The 16,934-nt window shown below is 63.9% G+C and carries 22 protein-coding genes and 2 tRNA genes; 5 read left to right on the top strand and 19 right to left on the bottom strand.

Annotated features, from left to right (window positions below; translation table 11 throughout):
• Position 1 precedes the first annotated feature (1 nt).
• The 8 genes from nuoF to AAG799_RS01950 form a co-directional block, all read right to left on the bottom strand.
• Positions 2-1,300: an NADH-quinone oxidoreductase subunit NuoF gene (gene nuoF / locus AAG799_RS01985; RefSeq protein WP_341894110.1), complete on the bottom strand. Its 1,299-nt coding sequence runs from the start codon at positions 1,298-1,300 to the stop codon at positions 2-4.
• Positions 1,301-1,314: 14 nt separating this feature from the next.
• Positions 1,315-1,953, bottom strand: coding sequence for an NADH-quinone oxidoreductase subunit NuoE (gene nuoE, locus AAG799_RS01980; RefSeq protein ID WP_341894109.1), 639 nt, complete (start codon positions 1,951-1,953; stop codon positions 1,315-1,317).
• Positions 1,950-3,128, bottom strand: coding sequence for an NADH-quinone oxidoreductase subunit D (locus AAG799_RS01975; protein ID WP_341894108.1), 1,179 nt, complete (start codon positions 3,126-3,128; stop codon positions 1,950-1,952). The genes nuoE and AAG799_RS01975 overlap by 4 nt, the downstream gene beginning before the upstream one ends.
• A 1-nt stretch (position 3,129) precedes the next feature.
• Positions 3,130-3,768, bottom strand: coding sequence for an NADH-quinone oxidoreductase subunit C (locus AAG799_RS01970; protein WP_341894107.1), 639 nt, complete (start codon positions 3,766-3,768; stop codon positions 3,130-3,132).
• A 10-nt stretch (positions 3,769-3,778) separates the two neighbouring features.
• Positions 3,779-4,345 (bottom strand): NADH-quinone oxidoreductase subunit B family protein, encoded by a 567-nt coding sequence (locus AAG799_RS01965; RefSeq protein ID WP_341894128.1) that lies wholly within the window; start codon positions 4,343-4,345, stop codon positions 3,779-3,781.
• A gap of 8 nt (positions 4,346-4,353) precedes the next feature.
• Positions 4,354-4,719, bottom strand: a complete 366-nt coding sequence (locus AAG799_RS01960; RefSeq protein ID WP_341894127.1) for an NADH-quinone oxidoreductase subunit A — start codon at positions 4,717-4,719, stop codon at positions 4,354-4,356.
• Between the two features lie 273 nt (positions 4,720-4,992).
• Positions 4,993-5,069 (bottom strand) — tRNA-Asp (locus AAG799_RS01955).
• 115 nt (positions 5,070-5,184) lie between these two features.
• Positions 5,185-6,111 carry an RNA polymerase factor sigma-32 gene (locus tag AAG799_RS01950; RefSeq protein WP_341894106.1) on the bottom strand — a complete coding sequence of 309 codons (927 nt, stop codon included), beginning with the start codon at positions 6,109-6,111 and terminating at the stop codon, positions 5,185-5,187.
• A gap of 156 nt (positions 6,112-6,267) precedes the next feature.
• Between AAG799_RS01950 and AAG799_RS01945 the strand changes: the two genes are divergently transcribed.
• The 3 genes from AAG799_RS01945 to AAG799_RS01935 all read left to right on the top strand — a co-directional run bounded on the left by AAG799_RS01945 (position 6,268) and on the right by AAG799_RS01935 (position 9,071).
• Entirely contained in the window at positions 6,268-6,906 is a 639-nt protein-coding gene (locus tag AAG799_RS01945; protein WP_341894105.1) for a MarR family transcriptional regulator, read from the top strand.
• A 114-nt stretch (positions 6,907-7,020) separates the two neighbouring features.
• Complete coding sequence (locus AAG799_RS01940) at positions 7,021-7,866, top strand: MoxR family ATPase (protein ID WP_341894104.1); 846 nt, start codon at positions 7,021-7,023, stop codon at positions 7,864-7,866.
• 20 nt (positions 7,867-7,886) lie between these two features.
• Positions 7,887-9,071 carry a VWA domain-containing protein gene (locus tag AAG799_RS01935; RefSeq protein ID WP_341894103.1) on the top strand — a complete coding sequence of 395 codons (1,185 nt, stop codon included), beginning with the start codon at positions 7,887-7,889 and terminating at the stop codon, positions 9,069-9,071.
• A 6-nt stretch (positions 9,072-9,077) separates the two neighbouring features.
• Here AAG799_RS01935 and AAG799_RS01930 read toward each other — a convergent pair whose 3' ends face one another.
• The 8 genes from AAG799_RS01930 to AAG799_RS01895 all read right to left on the bottom strand — a co-directional run bounded on the left by AAG799_RS01930 (position 9,078) and on the right by AAG799_RS01895 (position 14,531).
• Positions 9,078-10,049 (bottom strand): tripartite tricarboxylate transporter substrate binding protein, encoded by a 972-nt coding sequence (locus tag AAG799_RS01930; RefSeq protein ID WP_341894102.1) that lies wholly within the window; start codon positions 10,047-10,049, stop codon positions 9,078-9,080.
• Positions 10,050-10,124: 75 nt separating this feature from the next.
• Positions 10,125-10,712: a hypothetical protein gene (locus AAG799_RS01925; RefSeq protein WP_341894101.1), complete on the bottom strand. Its 588-nt coding sequence runs from the start codon at positions 10,710-10,712 to the stop codon at positions 10,125-10,127.
• Positions 10,705-11,262 (bottom strand): hypothetical protein, encoded by a 558-nt coding sequence (locus tag AAG799_RS01920; protein WP_341894100.1) that lies wholly within the window; start codon positions 11,260-11,262, stop codon positions 10,705-10,707. The genes AAG799_RS01925 and AAG799_RS01920 overlap by 8 nt, the downstream gene beginning before the upstream one ends.
• A gap of 129 nt (positions 11,263-11,391) precedes the next feature.
• Positions 11,392-11,943, bottom strand: a complete 552-nt coding sequence (locus AAG799_RS01915; protein ID WP_341894099.1) for a hypothetical protein — start codon at positions 11,941-11,943, stop codon at positions 11,392-11,394.
• 3 nt (positions 11,944-11,946) lie between these two features.
• Entirely contained in the window at positions 11,947-12,501 is a 555-nt protein-coding gene (locus AAG799_RS01910) for a hypothetical protein (RefSeq protein ID WP_341894098.1), read from the bottom strand.
• A gap of 170 nt (positions 12,502-12,671) precedes the next feature.
• Positions 12,672-13,154 (bottom strand): 30S ribosomal protein S9, encoded by a 483-nt coding sequence (rpsI, locus tag AAG799_RS01905; RefSeq protein ID WP_341894097.1) that lies wholly within the window; start codon positions 13,152-13,154, stop codon positions 12,672-12,674.
• Positions 13,154-13,621: a 50S ribosomal protein L13 gene (gene rplM, locus AAG799_RS01900; protein ID WP_341894096.1), complete on the bottom strand. Its 468-nt coding sequence runs from the start codon at positions 13,619-13,621 to the stop codon at positions 13,154-13,156. Before rplM ends, rpsI begins: the two co-directional genes overlap by 1 nt.
• Positions 13,622-14,114: 493 nt before the next feature.
• Positions 14,115-14,531, bottom strand: a complete 417-nt coding sequence (locus AAG799_RS01895; protein ID WP_341894095.1) for a PaaI family thioesterase — start codon at positions 14,529-14,531, stop codon at positions 14,115-14,117.
• Positions 14,532-14,674: 143 nt separating this feature from the next.
• Between AAG799_RS01895 and AAG799_RS01890 the strand changes: the two genes are divergently transcribed.
• Positions 14,675-14,749 (top strand) — tRNA-Asn (locus AAG799_RS01890).
• Positions 14,750-14,842: 93 nt separating this feature from the next.
• Here AAG799_RS01890 and AAG799_RS01885 read toward each other — a convergent pair.
• Positions 14,843-15,067, bottom strand: a complete 225-nt coding sequence (locus AAG799_RS01885) for a DUF2798 domain-containing protein (protein WP_341894094.1) — start codon at positions 15,065-15,067, stop codon at positions 14,843-14,845.
• Between the two features lie 29 nt (positions 15,068-15,096).
• Positions 15,097-15,582 carry a DUF2938 domain-containing protein gene (locus tag AAG799_RS01880; RefSeq protein WP_341894093.1) on the bottom strand — a complete coding sequence of 162 codons (486 nt, stop codon included), beginning with the start codon at positions 15,580-15,582 and terminating at the stop codon, positions 15,097-15,099.
• A gap of 68 nt (positions 15,583-15,650) precedes the next feature.
• Here AAG799_RS01880 and AAG799_RS01875 point away from each other — a divergent pair, with 68 nt between their 5' ends.
• Positions 15,651-16,088, top strand: coding sequence for a helix-turn-helix domain-containing protein (locus tag AAG799_RS01875; RefSeq protein WP_341894092.1), 438 nt, complete (start codon positions 15,651-15,653; stop codon positions 16,086-16,088).
• Positions 16,089-16,099: 11 nt separating this feature from the next.
• On the opposite strand, the gene AAG799_RS01870 is transcribed toward AAG799_RS01875, so the two are convergent.
• On the bottom strand, positions 16,100-16,918 hold the full coding sequence (locus AAG799_RS01870) for an alpha/beta hydrolase (protein ID WP_341894091.1): 819 nt from the start codon (positions 16,916-16,918) through the stop codon (positions 16,100-16,102).
• Positions 16,919-16,934 lie beyond the last annotated feature (16 nt).

Below are 16,934 nucleotides of genomic sequence, written 5' to 3'. Positions count from 1 at the left end.
CCTACTCGGCCGCCGCCGGCATAACCGGCGAGCCCGAGTGATACGCGTCGATGCGGCGTTCGATCTCGCCGCGGAAATGCCGGATCAGGCCCTGGATCGGCCACGCGGCGGCATCGCCGAGCGCGCAGATCGTGTGGCCTTCCACCTGCGTGGTGACTTCGAGCAGCATGTCGATCTCGCGCCGCTCGGCGCGGCCCTGCACCAGCCGCTCCATCACGCGCCACATCCAGCCGGTGCCTTCACGGCACGGCGTGCACTGGCCGCAGGATTCATGCTTGTAAAACTTTGAAAGCCGCGCGATGGCACGCACCACATCGGTGCTCTTGTCCATCACGATGACCGCAGCCGTGCCAAGGCCGGAGCGGTGCGCGCGCAGGGAATCGAAATCCATCAGCACGTCGTCGCAGATCGCCTTGGGCAGCAGCGGCACCGAGGAACCGCCCGGAATCACCGCCAGCAGATTGTCCCAGCCGCCGCGCACGCCACCGGCATGCTTCTCGATCAGCTCCTTCAGCGGGATGCCCATCTCTTCTTCGACATTGCACGGCTTGTTCACATGGCCGGAAATGCAGAAGACCTTGGTGCCGGTGTTGTTCGGACGGCCCAGGCCGGCAAACCACTCGCCGCCGCGGCGCAGGATGGTCGGCGCCACCGCGATGCTCTCGACGTTGTTCACCGTGGTCGGGCAGCCCCAGACACCCATATTGGCCGGGAATGGCGGCTTCAGGCGCGGCTGGCCCTTCTTGCCTTCCAGGCTTTCGATCAGCGCGGTTTCCTCGCCGCAGATATAGGCGCCGGCGCCACGATGCACATAGACATCGAACTTGTAGCCGCTGCCGCAGGCGTTATCGCCAATCAGACCGGCCGCATAGGCCTCGTCGATGGCACCCTGCAGGTTCTCGGCCTCGCGATAGAATTCACCGCGGATGTAGATATAGGCCGCGACCGCGCGCATGGCGAAGCCGGCCACCAGGCAACCCTCGACCAGCTTGTGCGGATCGTGCCGCATCATGTCGCGGTCCTTGCACGTACCCGGCTCGCCTTCGTCGGCATTGACGACGAGATAACTCGGGCGGCCATCGGACTGCTTGGGCATGAACGACCATTTGAGGCCGGTCGGGAAACCGGCGCCGCCGCGACCGCGCAGCGCCGACTTCTTCATCTCCTCGATGATCCAGTCCTGGCCCTTGTCGAGCAGCGCCTTGGTGTTGTCCCAGTCGCCGCGCTTGCGGGCAGCCTCAAGGCGCCACGACTGCTGGCCGTAGAGATTGGTGAAGATGCGGTCTTTGTCCTGAAGCATGATCCGGCTCCGCCTCAGTCGTCATTCCCGCCGGCGGCACCGGCAGGATTGAAGGTGGTCAGGGTGGTGGCGCCGCCATGCGGCTCCGACGAAAGCCGGCCGCTCTGCGGGCCGGGCTTGAGGATCTCGCCGCGCTTCAGCGCCTCGAGAATCTTGCCGGTGCTTTCCTCGGTGAGGTCTTCGTAGAAATCGTCGCCCAGCTGCAGCATCGGCGCGTTCACACAGGCGCCGAGGCATTCCACCTCGATCACGGTGAACTGGCCATCGGCCGAGGTCTCGCCCGGATTGAGGCCGAGATGCTTCTTGCAGGCGCTGACCACCTTGTCCGAGCCAGCGAGCCAGCAGGGTGTGGTGGTGCAGACCTGGATGAAATGCTTCCCGACCGGCGCGAGGTTGTACATCGTGTAGAAGCTGGCGACTTCCAGCACGCGGATCGGCGCCATGCCGAGCAGCTCGGCGATATGGCGGATCGCGGCCTGCGGCACCCAGTTGTCATGCTGACGCTGCGCGATATCCAGCAGCGGCATCACCGCGCTCTGCTGGCGGCCGGCCGGATACTTGGCGATATGCTTCTTCGCCAGTTCCAGATTCTCCGCCGTGAAGGCGAAGCTGGCCGGCTGCTGCTCGGGCGGTGCGATATGGACGCCACTCATCGGTCGATCTCTCCGAACACGATATCCATGTTGCCGACGATGGAGACGGCATCGGCCAGCATGTAGCCCTTCGACAGGAAGTCGGTGGCCTGCAGATGCGGGAAGCCCGGGGCGCGGATGCGGCAGCGATACGGCTTGTTCGAGCCGTCCGACACCAGATACACGCCGAACTCGCCCTTCGGCGCCTCGACGGCGGCATAAGCCTCGCCCTCGGGCACATGATAGCCTTCGGTATAAAGTTTGAAGTGATGGATCAGCGCTTCCATCGAACGCTTCATCTCGCCGCGCTTGGGCGGCACCACCTTGCGGTCGTCGGATGCGATCGGGCCGGTCGGCATATTGGCGACCACCTGCTCGATGATCTTGGCGCTCTGACGCATCTCCTCGATGCGGCAGAGGTAACGGTCGAAGCAGTCGCCGTTCTTGCCGACCGGAATGTCGAACTCATACTTCTCGTAACCGTCATAGGGCTGCGACTTGCGCAGATCCCAGGCGACGCCCGAGCCGCGCAGCATGACACCGGAGAAGCTCCAATCCATCGCATCCTTGGCATCGATCACGCCGATATCGACATTGCGCTGGCGATAGATGCGATTCTCGGTCAGCAGGCCTTCGATATCGTCGATGACCTTCAGCATGCGCGGCAGGTAATTGACGATGGCCTCGTCCATGCCCTTGGGCATGTCCTGGTGCACGCCGCCGGGACGGAAATACGCAGCATGCATGCGGGCGCCGGAAACGCCCTCGTAGAATTCCATCAGCTTCTCGCGCTCTTCGAAGCCCCACAGCGCCGGCGTCATGGCACCGCAGTCGAGGGCGTGGGTGGTCACGTTGAGCAGATGGTTGAGCAGACGGCCGATCTCGGCGAACAGCACGCGCACCGCCTGGCCGCGCGCCGGCACTTCCAGGCCGAGCAGGCGCTCGGTGGCGAGCGCGAAGGCGTGCTCCTGGTTCATCGGCGCGACGTAATCGAGGCGGTCGAAATACGGCACCGCCTGCAGATAGGTCTTGTGCTCGATCAGCTTCTCGGTGCCGCGATGCAGCAGGCCGATATGCGGATCGCAGCGCTCGACGATTTCGCCGTCGAGTTCCATCACCAGGCGCAGCACGCCATGGGCTGCCGGATGCTGCGGCCCGAAGTTGACCATGTAGTTGGCGATTGTGACTTCGGCCATGTTACTTCTGCCCCTCGGCCTTTTCGTCGCCCGGCAGCACGTATTTCGCGCCTTCCCACGGGCTCATGAAATCGAAGCGGCGGAATTCCTGGGTCAGCTGCACGGGCTCATACACCACGCGCTTCTGCGCCTCGTCGTAGCGCACTTCGATATAGCCGGTGAGCGGGAAATCCTTGCGCAGCGGATGTCCCTCGAAACCATAATCCGACAGGATGCGGCGCAAGTCGGGATGACCGGCGAACATCACGCCATACATGTCCCAGGTCTCGCGCTCGAACCAGTTGGCGGCAGAGTAGACACCGACAACCGACGGCACCGGCGTCTCTTCGTCGGTCTGCGCCTTGATGCGGATGCGCTGGTTCAGCTTCATGCTGAGCAGGTGGTAGACGACGTCGAAGCGCTTGGCGCGCTCCGGCCAGTCGAGGCCGGTAAGGTCGACCAGCTCGGTGAACTGGCAGTTGCCGTCATCGCGCAGGAAGGTGAGCACCTTGACGATGCGCTCGGCCGGCACCTGGATGGTCAGCTCGCCCAGCGCGATGCTGCTCTCCAGCACGTCGGCGCCGAGGCCGGCGGCGAGATGGTCGGCCAGGTCGCGCAGTGCCTGTTCCTGTTCGCGCAAGATTGCCTTGCTGTCGGTCATGTCGCGTCCCTCAGCGGGCAATCGTGCCGGTGCGCCAGATCTTCTTCTGCAGCTGCAGAAGACCGTAGACCAGCGCTTCGGCGGTCGGCGGGCAACCGGGGACGTAAACGTCGACCGGCACGATGCGGTCACAACCGCGCACCACCGAATAGGAATAGTGATAATAGCCGCCGCCATTGGCGCAGCTGCCCATCGAGATCACGTAGCGCGGCTCGGCCATCTGGTCGTAGAGCTTGCGCAGGGCCGGCGCCATCTTGTTGGTCAGCGTGCCGGCAACGATCATCACATCGGACTGGCGGGGCGAGGCCCGCGGCATCGAACCGAAGCGGTCGAGATCGTAGCGCGCCATATAGGCATGGATCATCTCGACGCCGCAGCAGGCCAGGCCGAAGGTCATCGGCCAGAGCGAGCCGGTGCGGGCCCAGTTGGCCAGCTTGTCGAGCGAGGAAATCACCACGCCCTTGTCGGCCAGTTCGTCGGACAGATCCTTGTAGAAGCCGTCCTGGTCCGACCCCAGCTGCAGGGCGGTATCCGTCCCGGAAAGTTTCTGGGGGGTGGTCGGCGTGGTCGTCTGCATGGCGTTGCTCATTCCCACTCCAGCGCCCCCTTCTTCCATTCGTAGATGAAGCCGATGGTGAGGACACCGAGGAAGACCATCATCGACCAGAAGCCATAGACGCCGATCTCACCCAGGCTGATCGCCCAGGGAAACAGGAAGGCCACTTCCAGGTCGAAGATGATGAACAGGATGGCGACGAGGTAGAAGCGCACGTCGAACTGCTTGCGCGAATCGCCGAAGGGCTCAAAGCCGCACTCGTAAGTGGAATTCTTCTCAGGGTCCGGCGCGCGCTTGGCCGCCACGAAGGGCAGCAGGGCCAGAATCACGGCCAGCGCGATGGCCAGGCCAAGGAAAAGCAGGATCGGCAGATATTCCCGTAGCAGGGCGTCCACGGTCATTCCCCTCCGAAAAAAGCGTTCTGCCCGGGCCGGTCCCACCCCACCCGAGTTCCGGGCTGTTCTAGCCGGTTCCGTGCCGCGCCGCAACACGCGCCCGTGATGGAAAAAGCCCGCAAGTTGCCGGCCAAAAACCGATTTTCGGCTTTTTGAGAATCACTCGCGAGAGGATTTTGGGGCGAATCGATCCGTGTACGAAGGCACGGATTCGGGCGGCCCGGGCGGGCAACGCAACGATCGGATTATGAGGAAAGGTGCCCGCGGGGAAAATGGCGAGAGTGACGGGACTTGAACCCGCGACCTCCGGCGTGACAGGCCGGCGCTCTAACCAACTGAGCTACACCCCCGCGGCGGCAGGCGGTTTACCCTTCACCACCCCCGATGTCAAGCAGGCGTGACCGATATTCCGGCCACGCCTGCAAACACTTGGGCGCCTTTTAACGTCCCGGCTTCAAGCCGGGATCACGCCGGGGCCATGTGGCTCATGTCATCCAGCATCGGGGCCAGCTTCTCGCCGGCCAGCTTGGCCTTGCGATGCACGGCATTCTGCAGCTTGCGGAAGGCCTTGGTCTCGATCTGGCGCACGCGTTCCTTGGTGACGCCGAGCTTGCCGCCCAGCTCTTCCAGGGTGGCCTTCTCGTCGGTCAGCATGCGCTCGACGATGATCATCTGCTCACGTGCGTTCAGCTCCTTGAGCGATTCCGTCAGCCATTCCCGCCGCAAACCGCCATCCAGCTTGGTGGTGACGATTTCCTCAGGGTTAGGGCCCGGATCGACCAGGAAGTCCTGGAAGGCGTCGCCGCCCTCCTCGCCGCCCACGGTCTCGTTCAGCGAATGGTCGCGGGCCGACAGGCGCTGGGCCATGTTGGTCACGTCATTCGGCGATACCTTGAGCGCCGTGGCGATTTCATCGCGCGTGGCATTGTCCAGCGTCACCGTGCCGCCACCGGCCCGCTCCAGCTTGGCGCGCAGCCAGCGCAGGTTGAAGAACAGCGCCTTCTGGCCGGCCGAGGTGCCCGACCGCACGATCGACCAGTTGCGCAGCACATATTCCTGGATCGACGAGCGGATCCACCAGGATGCATAGGTGGAAAAGCGCACGCCGCGCTCGGGGTCGAAACGGTTCACCGCCAGCATCAGGCCGATATTGCCCTCCTGGATCAGGTCGGGCATTGCCAGGCCGTAATTGCGGAAACGGGTCGAGCTGGCGACCACCAGGCGCAGATAAGCCGTTACCAGCTTCTGCATGGCCTTTTGATCTCCATCAACGCGCCAGCGACGGGCGAGGTGTAATTCCTCTTCCTCTGTCAGCATGGCTTTGGTCATGACAGTGGACAGGTAGCGCCGGTCGGCGGTGTCCAGGGTCCGGGGGGCGGATGCGATGGCCATTTATATGTCCTCCATCGACTTTCGCCCGGTCCTGCACTAGGTTCCTTGGACTGCCGGTCGGGCGAAGCGTTGTTAGTATCGTGTCGATACAATCTCACGATACGCCTGCCCTCGCCGCACTGGCAAGGGGTATTAGCGAGTCGAAACAAAACTGTGATGCCGATCACCGATCCCCTTCACGCCCTGGCCGGAACAACCGGCATAGGCTCCGGCCAAAGCGAAAAAACTGCGCTGGCTCAAAGGGTTATCATCCTGCTCGACCGCCTTGGGCGGTTGACCCGCGAGCTGCAGTTCGCCAATGGCCTGAACCCCGCCCAGTGGGAAGCGCTGCGTTTTATCGCCCAGGCCAACAAGTATTCCCGCTCCCCCACCGCGCTGGCCGACTATCTCGGCGCCACCAAGGGGACCGTCTCCCAGACCCTGATCGCCCTGGAATCGAAGGGCCTGATCACCCGCTGCAAGAAAACCGAGGACCGCCGCCAGGTCGATCTCTGCCTCACCGAGGCCGGCCAGACCATGCTGGCCAAGGATCCGATGCAGACCCTGGAACAGGCCACGCTGGAAATCGCCGACGAGCTTGGCATCCAGATGGTGAAGGGCCTGACCCGCCTGCTGCATGATCTGCAGAGCCGCAACCAGATCAACGAATTCGGCGTCTGCCAGGACTGCTCGCTGTTCTGTGTGAACACCCAGTCCGTGACCGACCTGACCGGCGGCACCTGCGGCAATACCGGCGAAGCGGTCGATACCGCCGAAAAAACCAAGATCTGCATCAACTACAAGACCACCAATTAGGCTGTCTGGTCGTTGCCGGCCGCCGTTGACGTAACGTCACGGCTTGCGAAGCGCGGGGTGGCGACCTAGCGTCTTCCCCATCCGCTGTCTTTTGCAGAATCCGGGAAGCCCGCAATGAAGTTCACTGGTACCGAGTCCTATGTCGCCACCAACGACCTCAAGGTGGCGGTGAATGCCGCCATCACGCTGGAGCGGCCCCTGCTGGTGAAGGGCGAGCCGGGCACCGGCAAGACCGTGCTGGCCATCGAGATCGCCAGGGCGCTGAACGCCCCGCTGCTGACCTGGCATGTGAAGTCGACCACCAAGGCGCAGCAGGGCCTGTATGAATACGATGCCGTGTCGCGCCTGCGCGACAGCCAGCTGGGCGACGAGCGCGTCAAGGACATCGGCAACTACATCAAAAAGGGCAAGCTGTGGGACGCCTTCACGGCGCCGCAGCGGCCGGTGCTGCTGATCGACGAGATCGACAAGGCCGATATTGAATTCCCCAACGATCTGCTGCTTGAACTCGACCGCATGGAATTCTTCGTCTACGAGACGAACGAGACCGTGAAGGCGACCGTGCGCCCGATCATGATCATCACCTCGAATAACGAGAAGGAACTGCCCGACGCCTTCCTGCGCCGCTGCTTCTTCCACTACATCCGCTTCCCCGAGCGCGAGACCATGGAAGAGATCATTGAGGTGCATTATCCCGGCGTGCAGAAAAACCTGGTGCGCGACGCGCTGAATGTCTTCTACGACATCCGCGAGACGCCCGGCCTGAAGAAAAAGCCCTCCACCTCCGAACTGCTCGACTGGCTCAAGCTGCTGATGGCGGAAGACCTGCCGGCCGATGCGCTGCGCACCAAGGACCAGGGCAAGCTGATCCCGCCGCTGGCCGGCGCGCTGCTGAAGAACGAGCAGGATGTGCATCTGTTCGAGCGGCTGGCCTTCATCGCCCGCCGCGAACGGAACTAAGCCTTTAAAACGAGGCCGCCATGTTCATCAATTTCTTCCTCGAACTGCGCAAGGCGAAAGTCCCCGCCACCCTGCGGGAATACCTCACGCTGATCGAGGCGATGGACAAGAACGTGGCCGAATACCGCGTCGAGGATTTCTATTACCTGTCGCGCACCGCCCTGGTGAAGGACGAGCGCAATCTCGACAAGTTCGACCGCGTGTTCGGCCAGTGCTTCAACGGCCTGCAGTTTGCCGGTGCCGGCGCCGAGATCACCGCCGAGATTCCCGAGGAATGGCTGCGCAAGCTGGCCGAGAAAGTACTGACGCCGGAAGAAATGGCGCAGATCGAGGCGCTCGGCGGCTGGGACAAGCTGATGGAGACGCTGAAGCAGCGCCTCGAAGAGCAGAAAGGCCGCCACCAGGGCGGCAACAAATGGATCGGCACCGCCGGCACATCGCCCTTCGGGGCCTATGGCTACAATCCCGAAGGCGTGCGCATCGGCCAGGACAAATCGCGCAACCGCCGCGCCGTGAAGGTGTGGGACAAGCGCGAATACAAGAACCTGGACGACAGCGTGGAGCTGGGCACCCGCAACATCAAGGTGGCGATGCGCCGCCTGCGCAAATTCGCCCGCGACGGCGCCGACCTGGAACTCGACCTGCCCGACACCATCAAGTCGACCGCGGCCAATGCCGGCTATCTCGATATCAAGATGGTGCCCGAGCGGCATAACAAGGTGAAGGTGCTGCTGCTGTTCGATATCGGCGGCTCGATGGACGACCATATCCGCGTCACCGAAGAGCTATTCTCGGCGGCGCGCGCCGAGTTCAAGCATATGGAGTTTTTCTACTTCCACAATTGCGTCTACGAGAAGCTGTGGAAGGACAATCGCCGTCGCCACAGCGAATTCCTGCCCACCTTCGAGATGCTGCGCACCTACCAGCATGACTACAAGCTGATCTTCGTCGGCGACGCCACCATGAGCCCTTATGAGATCGTGCAGCCGGGCGGCAGCGTCGAGCACTGGAATGAGGAAGCGGGCGCGGTGTGGATGCAGCGCCTGATCGACACCTATCCGAAGGCGATCTGGCTCAACCCGGTGCAGGAAAAATACTGGGACTTCACGCCCTCGGTGCAGGTGGTGCGCCAGATCATGGGCAACCGCATGTTCCCGCTCACCCTGCAAGGCCTGGAGCGCGGGATGAAGGAACTGAACCGGTAAGACAGTTCAATCTGGCTGGATCTTCGCCGTCGTTACCACCTTGCCCCAGCGCTCCTTCTCCTTGGCGATCAGGGCCGCGAACTGCTCCGGCGTGCCGCCGGCGGTGATGCCGCCATCGTCGCTGATGCGCTTCTTGGCATCGTCGCTGTTCAGCGCTTTGCGGGTTTCTTCCGCCAGCCGGTCGATGATCGCGCGCGGCGTGCCGGCCGGTGCCATCAGGCCATACCATTGCGAGGTTTCGAAACCCGGATAGCCGCTTTCGGCGACTGTGGGCACATCGGCCAGTGCCGGCACGCGCGCCGCCGAACCGACCGCCAGCGGCCGCAGCTTGCCGGCCTTGATATGACTCATGATCGGCGGGATGCCGTTGAAGGTGGCTTCCACCTGGCCGCCCAGCAGGTCGGACAGCATCGGGCCGGTGCCGCGATACGGGATATGCACGATGTCGATGCCGGCCTGCATCTTGAAATATTCCATCGCCAGGTGGCCGGCGCTGCCGTTGCCGGCCGTGCCGTAATTCAGCTTGCCCGGCTTGTCCTTCGCCGCCTTGACGAATTCGGCAAGGCTTTTGATCGGCACATCGGGATGCACGGCGATCACATTGGGCACCACGGCGAGCAGCGAGATCGGCTGGAAATCCTTCACCGGATCATAGGGGAGCTTGGCGCCATACATGGCCGGATTGACCGCGAGCGTGCCGATATGGCCGAGGATCAGCGTATAGCCATCGGGCGCCGCGCGCTTGACCTCCTCCATCGCGATATTGCCGCCACCGCCGCCCTTGTTCTCGACATATACCTGCTGGCCAAGGCCGGCGGTCAGCTGGTTGGCGACGGCGCGCGAGATGATGTCGGAGGAACCGCCCGGCGCGAAGGGCACCACGAAGCGGATCGTCTTGCTGGGATAGCCCTGCTGCGCGATGGCGGCCGGGCTGGCCGCCAGCATGAGCGCGGCGGCAACGATGGAAATTTTCTGCATGGTTTCCTCCCGGGAAACACAGAGGGGCGTCTATTGCGCCGATATCGGGATGTTAGGCCAAGACAGCCCGATCCGCTAGATCGCGCTGATCGCCGCTTCGATCGGTTCCGGCGCCTCGATGGCGGTGCCGCGCGGCGGCGCCGGATCGACGGTGAAGCCGTCGCGCAGCAGGAAGCGCTGCTGCATCGCCTGTACGGCATATTCCATGTTCGGCGCCGGCACTTCGTAGTAGCGGCCCTCGATCCATTTATGTGCCGGATGGCTGAACGAGCCCGCCTGCGCGCCCAGCTCGGCATTGCGCACCACCACGCGCCAGGTGCGATAGCGACGGTCGACCACATCGACGATGGTGGCGGTGTAGCCGAATGGCAGATCGGTTTCCTTGTGCCGCTTGGTCAGGGCATCGAGATCCTGTTCGGCGCGGGTCACCTGGTTCTTCAGGTCGGCAATGCTCTCGCGCAGCGACTGCACGGTTTTCACCGCATCATCGGCCTGGCGCTCCAGCTCCTGCTTCAGGCCGGTGAGCTCCTCGGCTTTCAGGCGCACCCGGGTCCAGGCGGCATGGCTGCGCTCACCCAGCAGGATGATGATCATCACCGCGATGCCGATATTGGCGGCCGCGGCCAGGATGCCGATGAACTGGGTGACTGAAAGCTCAGGCATCGCCGAGCCTGAGTTTGCCGTTGAACGGGCGGATCAGCATGACCTCCGACAGCGCGCCGAAAATTTTCTTGGTGCGCAGGCGCGCCGCATGCTCGTCCTCGATACCCCACATCACCACGCGCGCGGTGCGGCGGCCGGGAAAGGCCGCAACCGCCGAGCCGGGGCCGCTGAACATCTCGTGCATCTCGGGGCCGATCAGTTTGACATACCAGCCGGTGTGATGCGGCTTCGGCGTGCCGACCTCGTAGATCACCATGTTGCGGGCGTCGCTGAATTCGACCTCGCGCGCCATCATTGTGCCATAGGTCGACTGCCGCTCGGCCAGGCGCAGCTCCAGCTCCGCCTTGGTCTCCACCAGTTTGTCGTATTCGACGCGGATATCGGAAAGCTGGTTGCGGATGCGGTCGGCATCACTGACCAGATCGTCGAGCCGGAAACGGCCGCGCGCATAGTTGAAGACATAGCGTTCCAGGCTGTTCGCGCCGAGCGAAACGGCGAAGAACATCATCAGCGATGGCAGCAGTGCGGAGACGATGTCGACGGCATCCATACCGGCGGACTCTGGCTATTGCGCCCTGGGGTTAGCCATTACTGTCGGGCAAAGGCGGTATCAAATCAATCATAGTTTTACCGCTGATTGTGTCCGCGCGGCACGACTCGGCGCAGACCCGGACCAGACTCAGCCCGGGCTCGGCTGGGCCGGCGCATCGCTGGAGGCCTCGCCCATGTTAACCACCATAAAACCGCGATGCCGCGGCAGCAGGCGGTCCATCACCGAGCGGGCCTCGGCCTGATTCTCGGCGGTCAGCACATAGGGGCGGCCCTGGTTCCACTGCCCGGCCGGAACGGTGTCGGGCAGGTCGGCGCCGAGCGTGGGATGGCGGGCGCTGAAGCGCCAGGGGCGCGCATGCATGTCGCGGCTTTCCATCGGCACCGCGGTGTAGCTGAAGACATGCTCGGTGGCATTCAGCTGGGCTTTCAGGCTTTCGCAGTCGGCCTTGGTCTGCTGCACCTTGCGGCGGACCTCGGCAATCGCCGGGCGCTGCTCGGCGACCGCGCGCTCGAGCTGTTCCAGCCGCATGGTCAGTTCATGCTGGCGGTTGCGGCGACCGGTCTGCTCGGCTTCGGCGCGGCGATAGCCGTTGCGGGCGCGGTCGATGACGATGACCGCCGCCAGGCCGAACAGCAGCAGTGCAATTATGGCTCCCAGGGCGGCGACAAGACCATCCATCGCTCAGACCTCGTGCCAGAACAGCTTGCCGGCAAACTCGCGCGCATCGATCACGCGGCCATCATCGCCGGTCCAGTTCATCGCAATCGCCTGCGCCGCTTCCATGTTGCCGGCCCAGACCACCAGGCGCACGCGCCGCTTGCCGCCCATCGCCGTCGGCAGCGAGGCCATGCCGGCAAAGGGCATCACCGCGGCGGGGCCTTCGATGCGGAAGTAGAAGCCATTGGTGCCCGGCGCGGGATAGCCGGCTTCGGCCACCAGGTTGTTCTGGCGATCGGCCATGCGGCGCTGCTGGCCCTGCAGGTTGGCGCGCTCTTTCATCAGCTCGGCGAGATCTTCCTCCAGCCGCGCCTTCTCGTCGCGCAGGCGGGCGAACTCGGTGCGCTGCTGGTTGTAGGTGCCCTGCATGCGCGCCTGATTCTCGGCATTGTCCTCGCCATCGCCGCCGCCGCGATAGAGCTGGTAGATCGCGTTCTCGATATAGCCGGCAAGGCCGCCGGCTGCGAGCAGCAGCAGCATGGCGGGCACTACGAGCAGCAATGCCTCTCCGGCATCCATCGTCAAAAACTCCGTTTACGTCGCGATTCTGGGACGCGTCGGTGCACACAGCCATAGCACCGGCGGGCGATTCCGCACCATGAAAAGCTCAAGGCCCGGAAAAACAAAAAAGGGCCGGAGCTTGCGCTCCGACCCCTTTCTCGTTTGCCGCCGGATGGCAGCGAAACCGATTAGCGCTTCGAGAACTGGAAGCTGCGGCGGGCCTTCGGCTTGCCGTACTTCTTACGCTCGACCACGCGGCTGTCGCGGGTCAGGAAGCCCTGGGCCTTCAGAGCCGGACGCAGTGTCGGCTCGAAATAGGTCAGGGCCTTCGAGATGCCGTGACGCAGCGCGCCGGCCTGGCCCGACAGGCCGCCGCCGACGACGGTGGCCATGATGTCGAACTGGCCGGTGCGGTTGGTCACCACCATCGGCTGGGCGAGCAGCATGCGCAGCACGGGACGAGCGAAGTAATCGTTGCTCTCCTTGCCGTTCACGGTGAACTTGCCGGTGCCGGGCTTGATCCAGACGCGGGCGATGGCGTTCTTGCGCTTGCCGGTGGCGTAGGCGCGGCCGTACTTGTCGAGCTTGCGCTCTTCAACCACCGCCTTGGCAGCCACGGCCGCCTGGGCATTGCCCAGGCTCAGGTCGGCGAGTGTGCGGGACTCAGCCATTAGTCGTTCCTCTTGTTCTTCGGATTGAGCGCGGCGACATCCAGCTTCACGGGCTGCTGTGCCTCATGCGGATGCTCGGCACCCTTGTAGACCTTGAGCTTGGTGAGCTGACGGCGAGCCAGCGGGCTCTCCTTCGGCAGCATGCGCTCGACGGCCTTCATGATGACGCGCTCGGGATACTTGCCGGCCAGGCCTTCGCCCAGGGTGCGACCCTTGATGCCACCCGGATGACCGGTGTGCCAGTAAAAGACCTCATTCGCGGCCTTGCGGCCGGTGAGGCGAACCTTCTCGGCATTGATGACAATGATGTTGTCGCCGGTATCGCAGTTCGGCGTGAAGATGGCCTTGTGCTTGCCGCGCAGACGCATGGCGATCAGGGAGGCAAGCCGCCCCAGCACCAAACCGTCGGCGTCGATCAGCAGCCACTTCTTGTCCACTTCGGACTCTTTGGCGGTGAAAGTCTTCATCTGACGTCCTGACAGAGTAGTAAAAATCCCGCCGGACAGCCGGCGGGCGGATCGGGGCGCACTATGAGGATTTTTGGCGTGCTGTCAAACCTGATCTGTCTAATGAAATCAGGTATTTACAGAGCGGTATTATAATACCCGCGCTCCACCCCATATAAATCAACGGCTTAACTAATTCTTCGTCATTCCCGCGCAAGCGGGAATCCAGCGTCTTTGTCGCTTCCAGGCCTCAAGACTGGGCTCCCGCCTTCGCGGGAGCGACGAAAATTGCAAAAAAATGCCTGTTCTGCTTCGCCGGGGTCCGTTCAGGTTCGTTCAGGTCCGTTGAGGTCCGTTGAGGTCCGTTGAGGTTCGTTCAGGTCCGTTCGGGTTCGTTGAGGTTCGTTGGGGTTCGCGGCGCTGCAGCTGCTGTCATGTCACGTCAGGAACGATATGGGAACACCATGCCGGCCGGTCAAGCCCTGCCCCGCCCCGTTGCTCAATGACCCGAGCTTCAGCGTTTGGGCGGAATCGCGTAGGTCATCACCGCATGGGCCACCGGTTCGGCCTGGCCGGCGGTGAACAGCGCGATCTCGATGATCGCCAGCGTCTTGCCCAGCTTGAGCATGGTGGCCTCGGCACCCAGATCGCCCAGGCCCGGCTTGCGCAGGAAATTGATATTGAGATTGGTGGTGACCGCCAGCGCCACCGGACCGATCAGGCCGAGCAGCAGCAGATAGGCGGCGCAGTCGGCCAGCGTCATCATCGCCGGGCCCGACACCGTGCCGCCGGGGCGCAGATTCTGCTCGGTGACCGGCATGTCGAGCCGCAGCGCCGCGCCGTCCCAGTTTTCGATTCGCATGCGCAGCGGCGCCATCTGCGGAAATTCGGCGGCGAGAAAGGCTTCCAGTTCGGCCTTGGTCATTTTCATTTTTGCGGCTCCCTCGCCTCCCGCTTACCATCTGGCGCATAAAGGGAAAAGCCGGTTTGACAGGGGCCGGAAGCGGCTGCGGAATTTTTGCAGGCGGCCCTTGCGGTGCAGGGCCCAGATGGCTAGGTTGCGCGCCGCACTGGTCCGAGGTAGCTCAGTGGTAGAGCAGGCGGCTGTTAACCGCCCGGTCGGGGGTTCGAATCCCTCCCTCGGAGCCATTCATTCCCAACATTCTTATTCATCATGGCCCGCTGCATCACAGGCAGCGACCGGACGTGCATGCTTGCACAGCCGGCCGCCTGGCCGTGACGTTACGCCCTCACCATCCGGCGCACGACACGCCGCGCCACCGGCGCGACGAACAGCACGACCGGAAATGCGACCAGCCAGGATGCCAGCCAGGCGCCGGTCCAGAGCCAGAGGAAATTCTCGGCCAGCCCGGCGGTGCGGAGCGTGGCGATGCCCGAAACGAGCAGCGACATCAGGGCCGAAAGCACGAAGCCGAAGGCGATGGGTTCAAAGCGTGCGGGTATCATCGGATATCTCCCATTTCAAAGGTTGAGCGTTACAGAGTTGCGGTGAGCCGGGCGGCGCCATAGAGCCCGGCGCCGAACACCAGATGCGTGATGAGGCTGCGCGCCCGCGCCGCCATCGGCGCCGGTGTGCGCGCGGCGGCGATGCCGAGCCCCAGCGCCGGCTGCAGGATCAGGAAGGGTGCCGCCACGGTGACGAGCCCGGTGAGCAGCGCCGGCATCAGTGTCGGTGCCTGCAGCCAGCCGGCGCCGAAGACCGCGACGAGCCCGGCGGCAAAGGCAATGCCGATGGCGTAATGCGCCGCCCAGCCGAGTGCGGCCTCGCCCGCCACCGGCGCCGCACGGCCGATGCCGTCATGGCGAAACCGGCCACGCGGCAGATGGCCGAGCCAGCGGCCGACCATGCGGTAATCAAGCCCGGTCACGCCATAGACATGCCTGAGCACCAGGGCCCAGAGATCCATCGCCAGCGTGGCGCCGATGCCCACGGCCGCGATCTGAAAGGGTGTGTCCAACATCTGAAATTCCTCTTGTGTGGTGGTGATGTTGGGGTAGCCTACAAATTCAAGTTCACTTGAGGTCAAGCATGAAAGCGCTCGATATCGCCGAAGTGGCGGCCCAGACCGGCGTGCCGGCCTCTGCGCTCCGCTTCTATGAGGAAAAAGGCCTGATCGCCTCGATCGGCCGGCGCGGGTTAAAGCGCCTGTTCACGCCCGATGTGGTGCAGCGCCTGTCGCTGATCGCGCTGGGGCGGCTGGCCGGCTTCAGCCTCGACGAGATCGCCGGCATGTTTGCCACCGATGGCCGGCTGCGCATCAAACGCGAGCAACTGGCCGCCAAGGCCGACGACCTGGACCGCAGGATTCATCGCATGGCGGCGATGCGCGACGGGTTGCGCCATGCGGCGAAATGCTCGGCGCCCAGCCATCTGGAATGCCCGACCTTCCGCCGGCTGGTGAATGCCGCGGGTCAGCTCAACCGCAAGACAGCTGGCAAAAGCAAAGCCCTGCGCAAAAAGCGATAACTGCGTACCGCCTATGCGCGGCAGCGCCCGATGAAGGCGGCAAGCAGTGCAGTGATCTCGGCCGGCCGGTCCAGGCTCGGCACATGGGCCGCATCGGGCAGTCCATGATGTGATGCGTTCGGCATCAGGCTGGCGGCAGCGCGGCAGCGCTCCTGGATATGGGGGAAGTCCATGTCGCCGCAAATCACCAGCGTCGGTACCGCTATTTCGCCCAGATGCTGGAAGGCGCCGGGAGGTGCATCCATGTCCATTCCGAGCGGCGACGAACGCAATGCAGTGGCGTTCATGGCGAGGAACAGTTGGCGCGCCGCACCCGTCACACGTCCCGCCGGCTGCAGCGGGCCATCGAGCCAGAGCTGGGCCTTGATCGCAATCACGCGCTCGATATCGCCGGCCGCTTCAGCGGCCTTCTGTTCGGCCAGCAGGCTTTTGATATCGGGCGACAGCACCGGCTCGGGCGCGCCGGTCACGGTGGGCGAGATCAGCACCAGGCCACGCACGGCGGATGGATGCCGCAGCGCTGTGTCGATGGCGATGCGGCCGCCCTGCGAGCAGCCGACCAGGATCGCAGGTTTACCCTGCGCCGTGGCGGCGAGCACCGCCATCAGATCACCGATGGCGGAATAGTCTTCCGGTTCTGCGCGGGTGTCGCCAAAACCGCGCCGGTCGTAAGTGATCGCCATGTTGCCGGCACCGACGGCATCCATCTGTGCGCGCCACATGCGGCGGTCGCCGACATTGGCATGCAGGAAGACGACGGGATCGCCGCTGCCGCGTGTTTCCACCGCCAGCATGGCGCGGCCGGATGCGATAGTGTGGCTGGAACTCATGGGGGTCATTCTGACT

It is taken from the genome of Ferrovibrio terrae, assembly GCF_943371255.1.
Taxonomy (GTDB): Bacteria; Pseudomonadota; Alphaproteobacteria; order Ferrovibrionales; family Ferrovibrionaceae; genus Ferrovibrio; species Ferrovibrio terrae_B.
Note: the sequence above shows the minus strand (reverse complement) of the source record. Positions and strands in the feature narration are given on the sequence as shown.

What these genes read in the sequence shown, in the direction of transcription:
- nuoF (WP_341894110.1), bottom strand. Translation starts at nt 1,300, where the DNA reads ATGCTTCAGGACAAAGACCGCATCTTCACCAATCTCTACGGCCAGCAG.
- nuoE (WP_341894109.1), bottom strand. Translation starts at nt 1,953, where the DNA reads ATGAGTGGCGTCCATATCGCACCGCCCGAGCAGCAGCCGGCCAGCTTC.
- AAG799_RS01975 (WP_341894108.1), bottom strand. Translation starts at nt 3,128, where the DNA reads ATGGCCGAAGTCACAATCGCCAACTACATGGTCAACTTCGGGCCGCAG.
- AAG799_RS01970 (WP_341894107.1), bottom strand. Translation starts at nt 3,768, where the DNA reads ATGACCGACAGCAAGGCAATCTTGCGCGAACAGGAACAGGCACTGCGC.
- AAG799_RS01965 (WP_341894128.1), bottom strand. Translation starts at nt 4,345, where the DNA reads ATGCAGACGACCACGCCGACCACCCCCCAGAAACTTTCCGGGACGGAT.
- AAG799_RS01950 (WP_341894106.1), bottom strand. Translation starts at nt 6,111, where the DNA reads ATGGCCATCGCATCCGCCCCCCGGACCCTGGACACCGCCGACCGGCGC.
- AAG799_RS01945 (WP_341894105.1), top strand. Translation starts at nt 6,268, where the DNA reads ATGCCGATCACCGATCCCCTTCACGCCCTGGCCGGAACAACCGGCATA.
- AAG799_RS01940 (WP_341894104.1), top strand. Translation starts at nt 7,021, where the DNA reads ATGAAGTTCACTGGTACCGAGTCCTATGTCGCCACCAACGACCTCAAG.
- AAG799_RS01935 (WP_341894103.1), top strand. Translation starts at nt 7,887, where the DNA reads ATGTTCATCAATTTCTTCCTCGAACTGCGCAAGGCGAAAGTCCCCGCC.
- AAG799_RS01930 (WP_341894102.1), bottom strand. Translation starts at nt 10,049, where the DNA reads ATGCAGAAAATTTCCATCGTTGCCGCCGCGCTCATGCTGGCGGCCAGC.
- AAG799_RS01925 (WP_341894101.1), bottom strand. Translation starts at nt 10,712, where the DNA reads ATGCCTGAGCTTTCAGTCACCCAGTTCATCGGCATCCTGGCCGCGGCC.
- AAG799_RS01920 (WP_341894100.1), bottom strand. Translation starts at nt 11,262, where the DNA reads ATGGATGCCGTCGACATCGTCTCCGCACTGCTGCCATCGCTGATGATG.
- AAG799_RS01915 (WP_341894099.1), bottom strand. Translation starts at nt 11,943, where the DNA reads ATGGATGGTCTTGTCGCCGCCCTGGGAGCCATAATTGCACTGCTGCTG.
- AAG799_RS01910 (WP_341894098.1), bottom strand. Translation starts at nt 12,501, where the DNA reads ATGGATGCCGGAGAGGCATTGCTGCTCGTAGTGCCCGCCATGCTGCTG.
- rpsI (WP_341894097.1), bottom strand. Translation starts at nt 13,154, where the DNA reads ATGGCTGAGTCCCGCACACTCGCCGACCTGAGCCTGGGCAATGCCCAG.
- rplM (WP_341894096.1), bottom strand. Translation starts at nt 13,621, where the DNA reads ATGAAGACTTTCACCGCCAAAGAGTCCGAAGTGGACAAGAAGTGGCTG.
- AAG799_RS01895 (WP_341894095.1), bottom strand. Translation starts at nt 14,531, where the DNA reads ATGAAAATGACCAAGGCCGAACTGGAAGCCTTTCTCGCCGCCGAATTT.
- AAG799_RS01885 (WP_341894094.1), bottom strand. Translation starts at nt 15,067, where the DNA reads ATGATACCCGCACGCTTTGAACCCATCGCCTTCGGCTTCGTGCTTTCG.
- AAG799_RS01880 (WP_341894093.1), bottom strand. Translation starts at nt 15,582, where the DNA reads ATGTTGGACACACCCTTTCAGATCGCGGCCGTGGGCATCGGCGCCACG.
- AAG799_RS01875 (WP_341894092.1), top strand. Translation starts at nt 15,651, where the DNA reads ATGAAAGCGCTCGATATCGCCGAAGTGGCGGCCCAGACCGGCGTGCCG.
- AAG799_RS01870 (WP_341894091.1), bottom strand. Translation starts at nt 16,918, where the DNA reads ATGAGTTCCAGCCACACTATCGCATCCGGCCGCGCCATGCTGGCGGTG.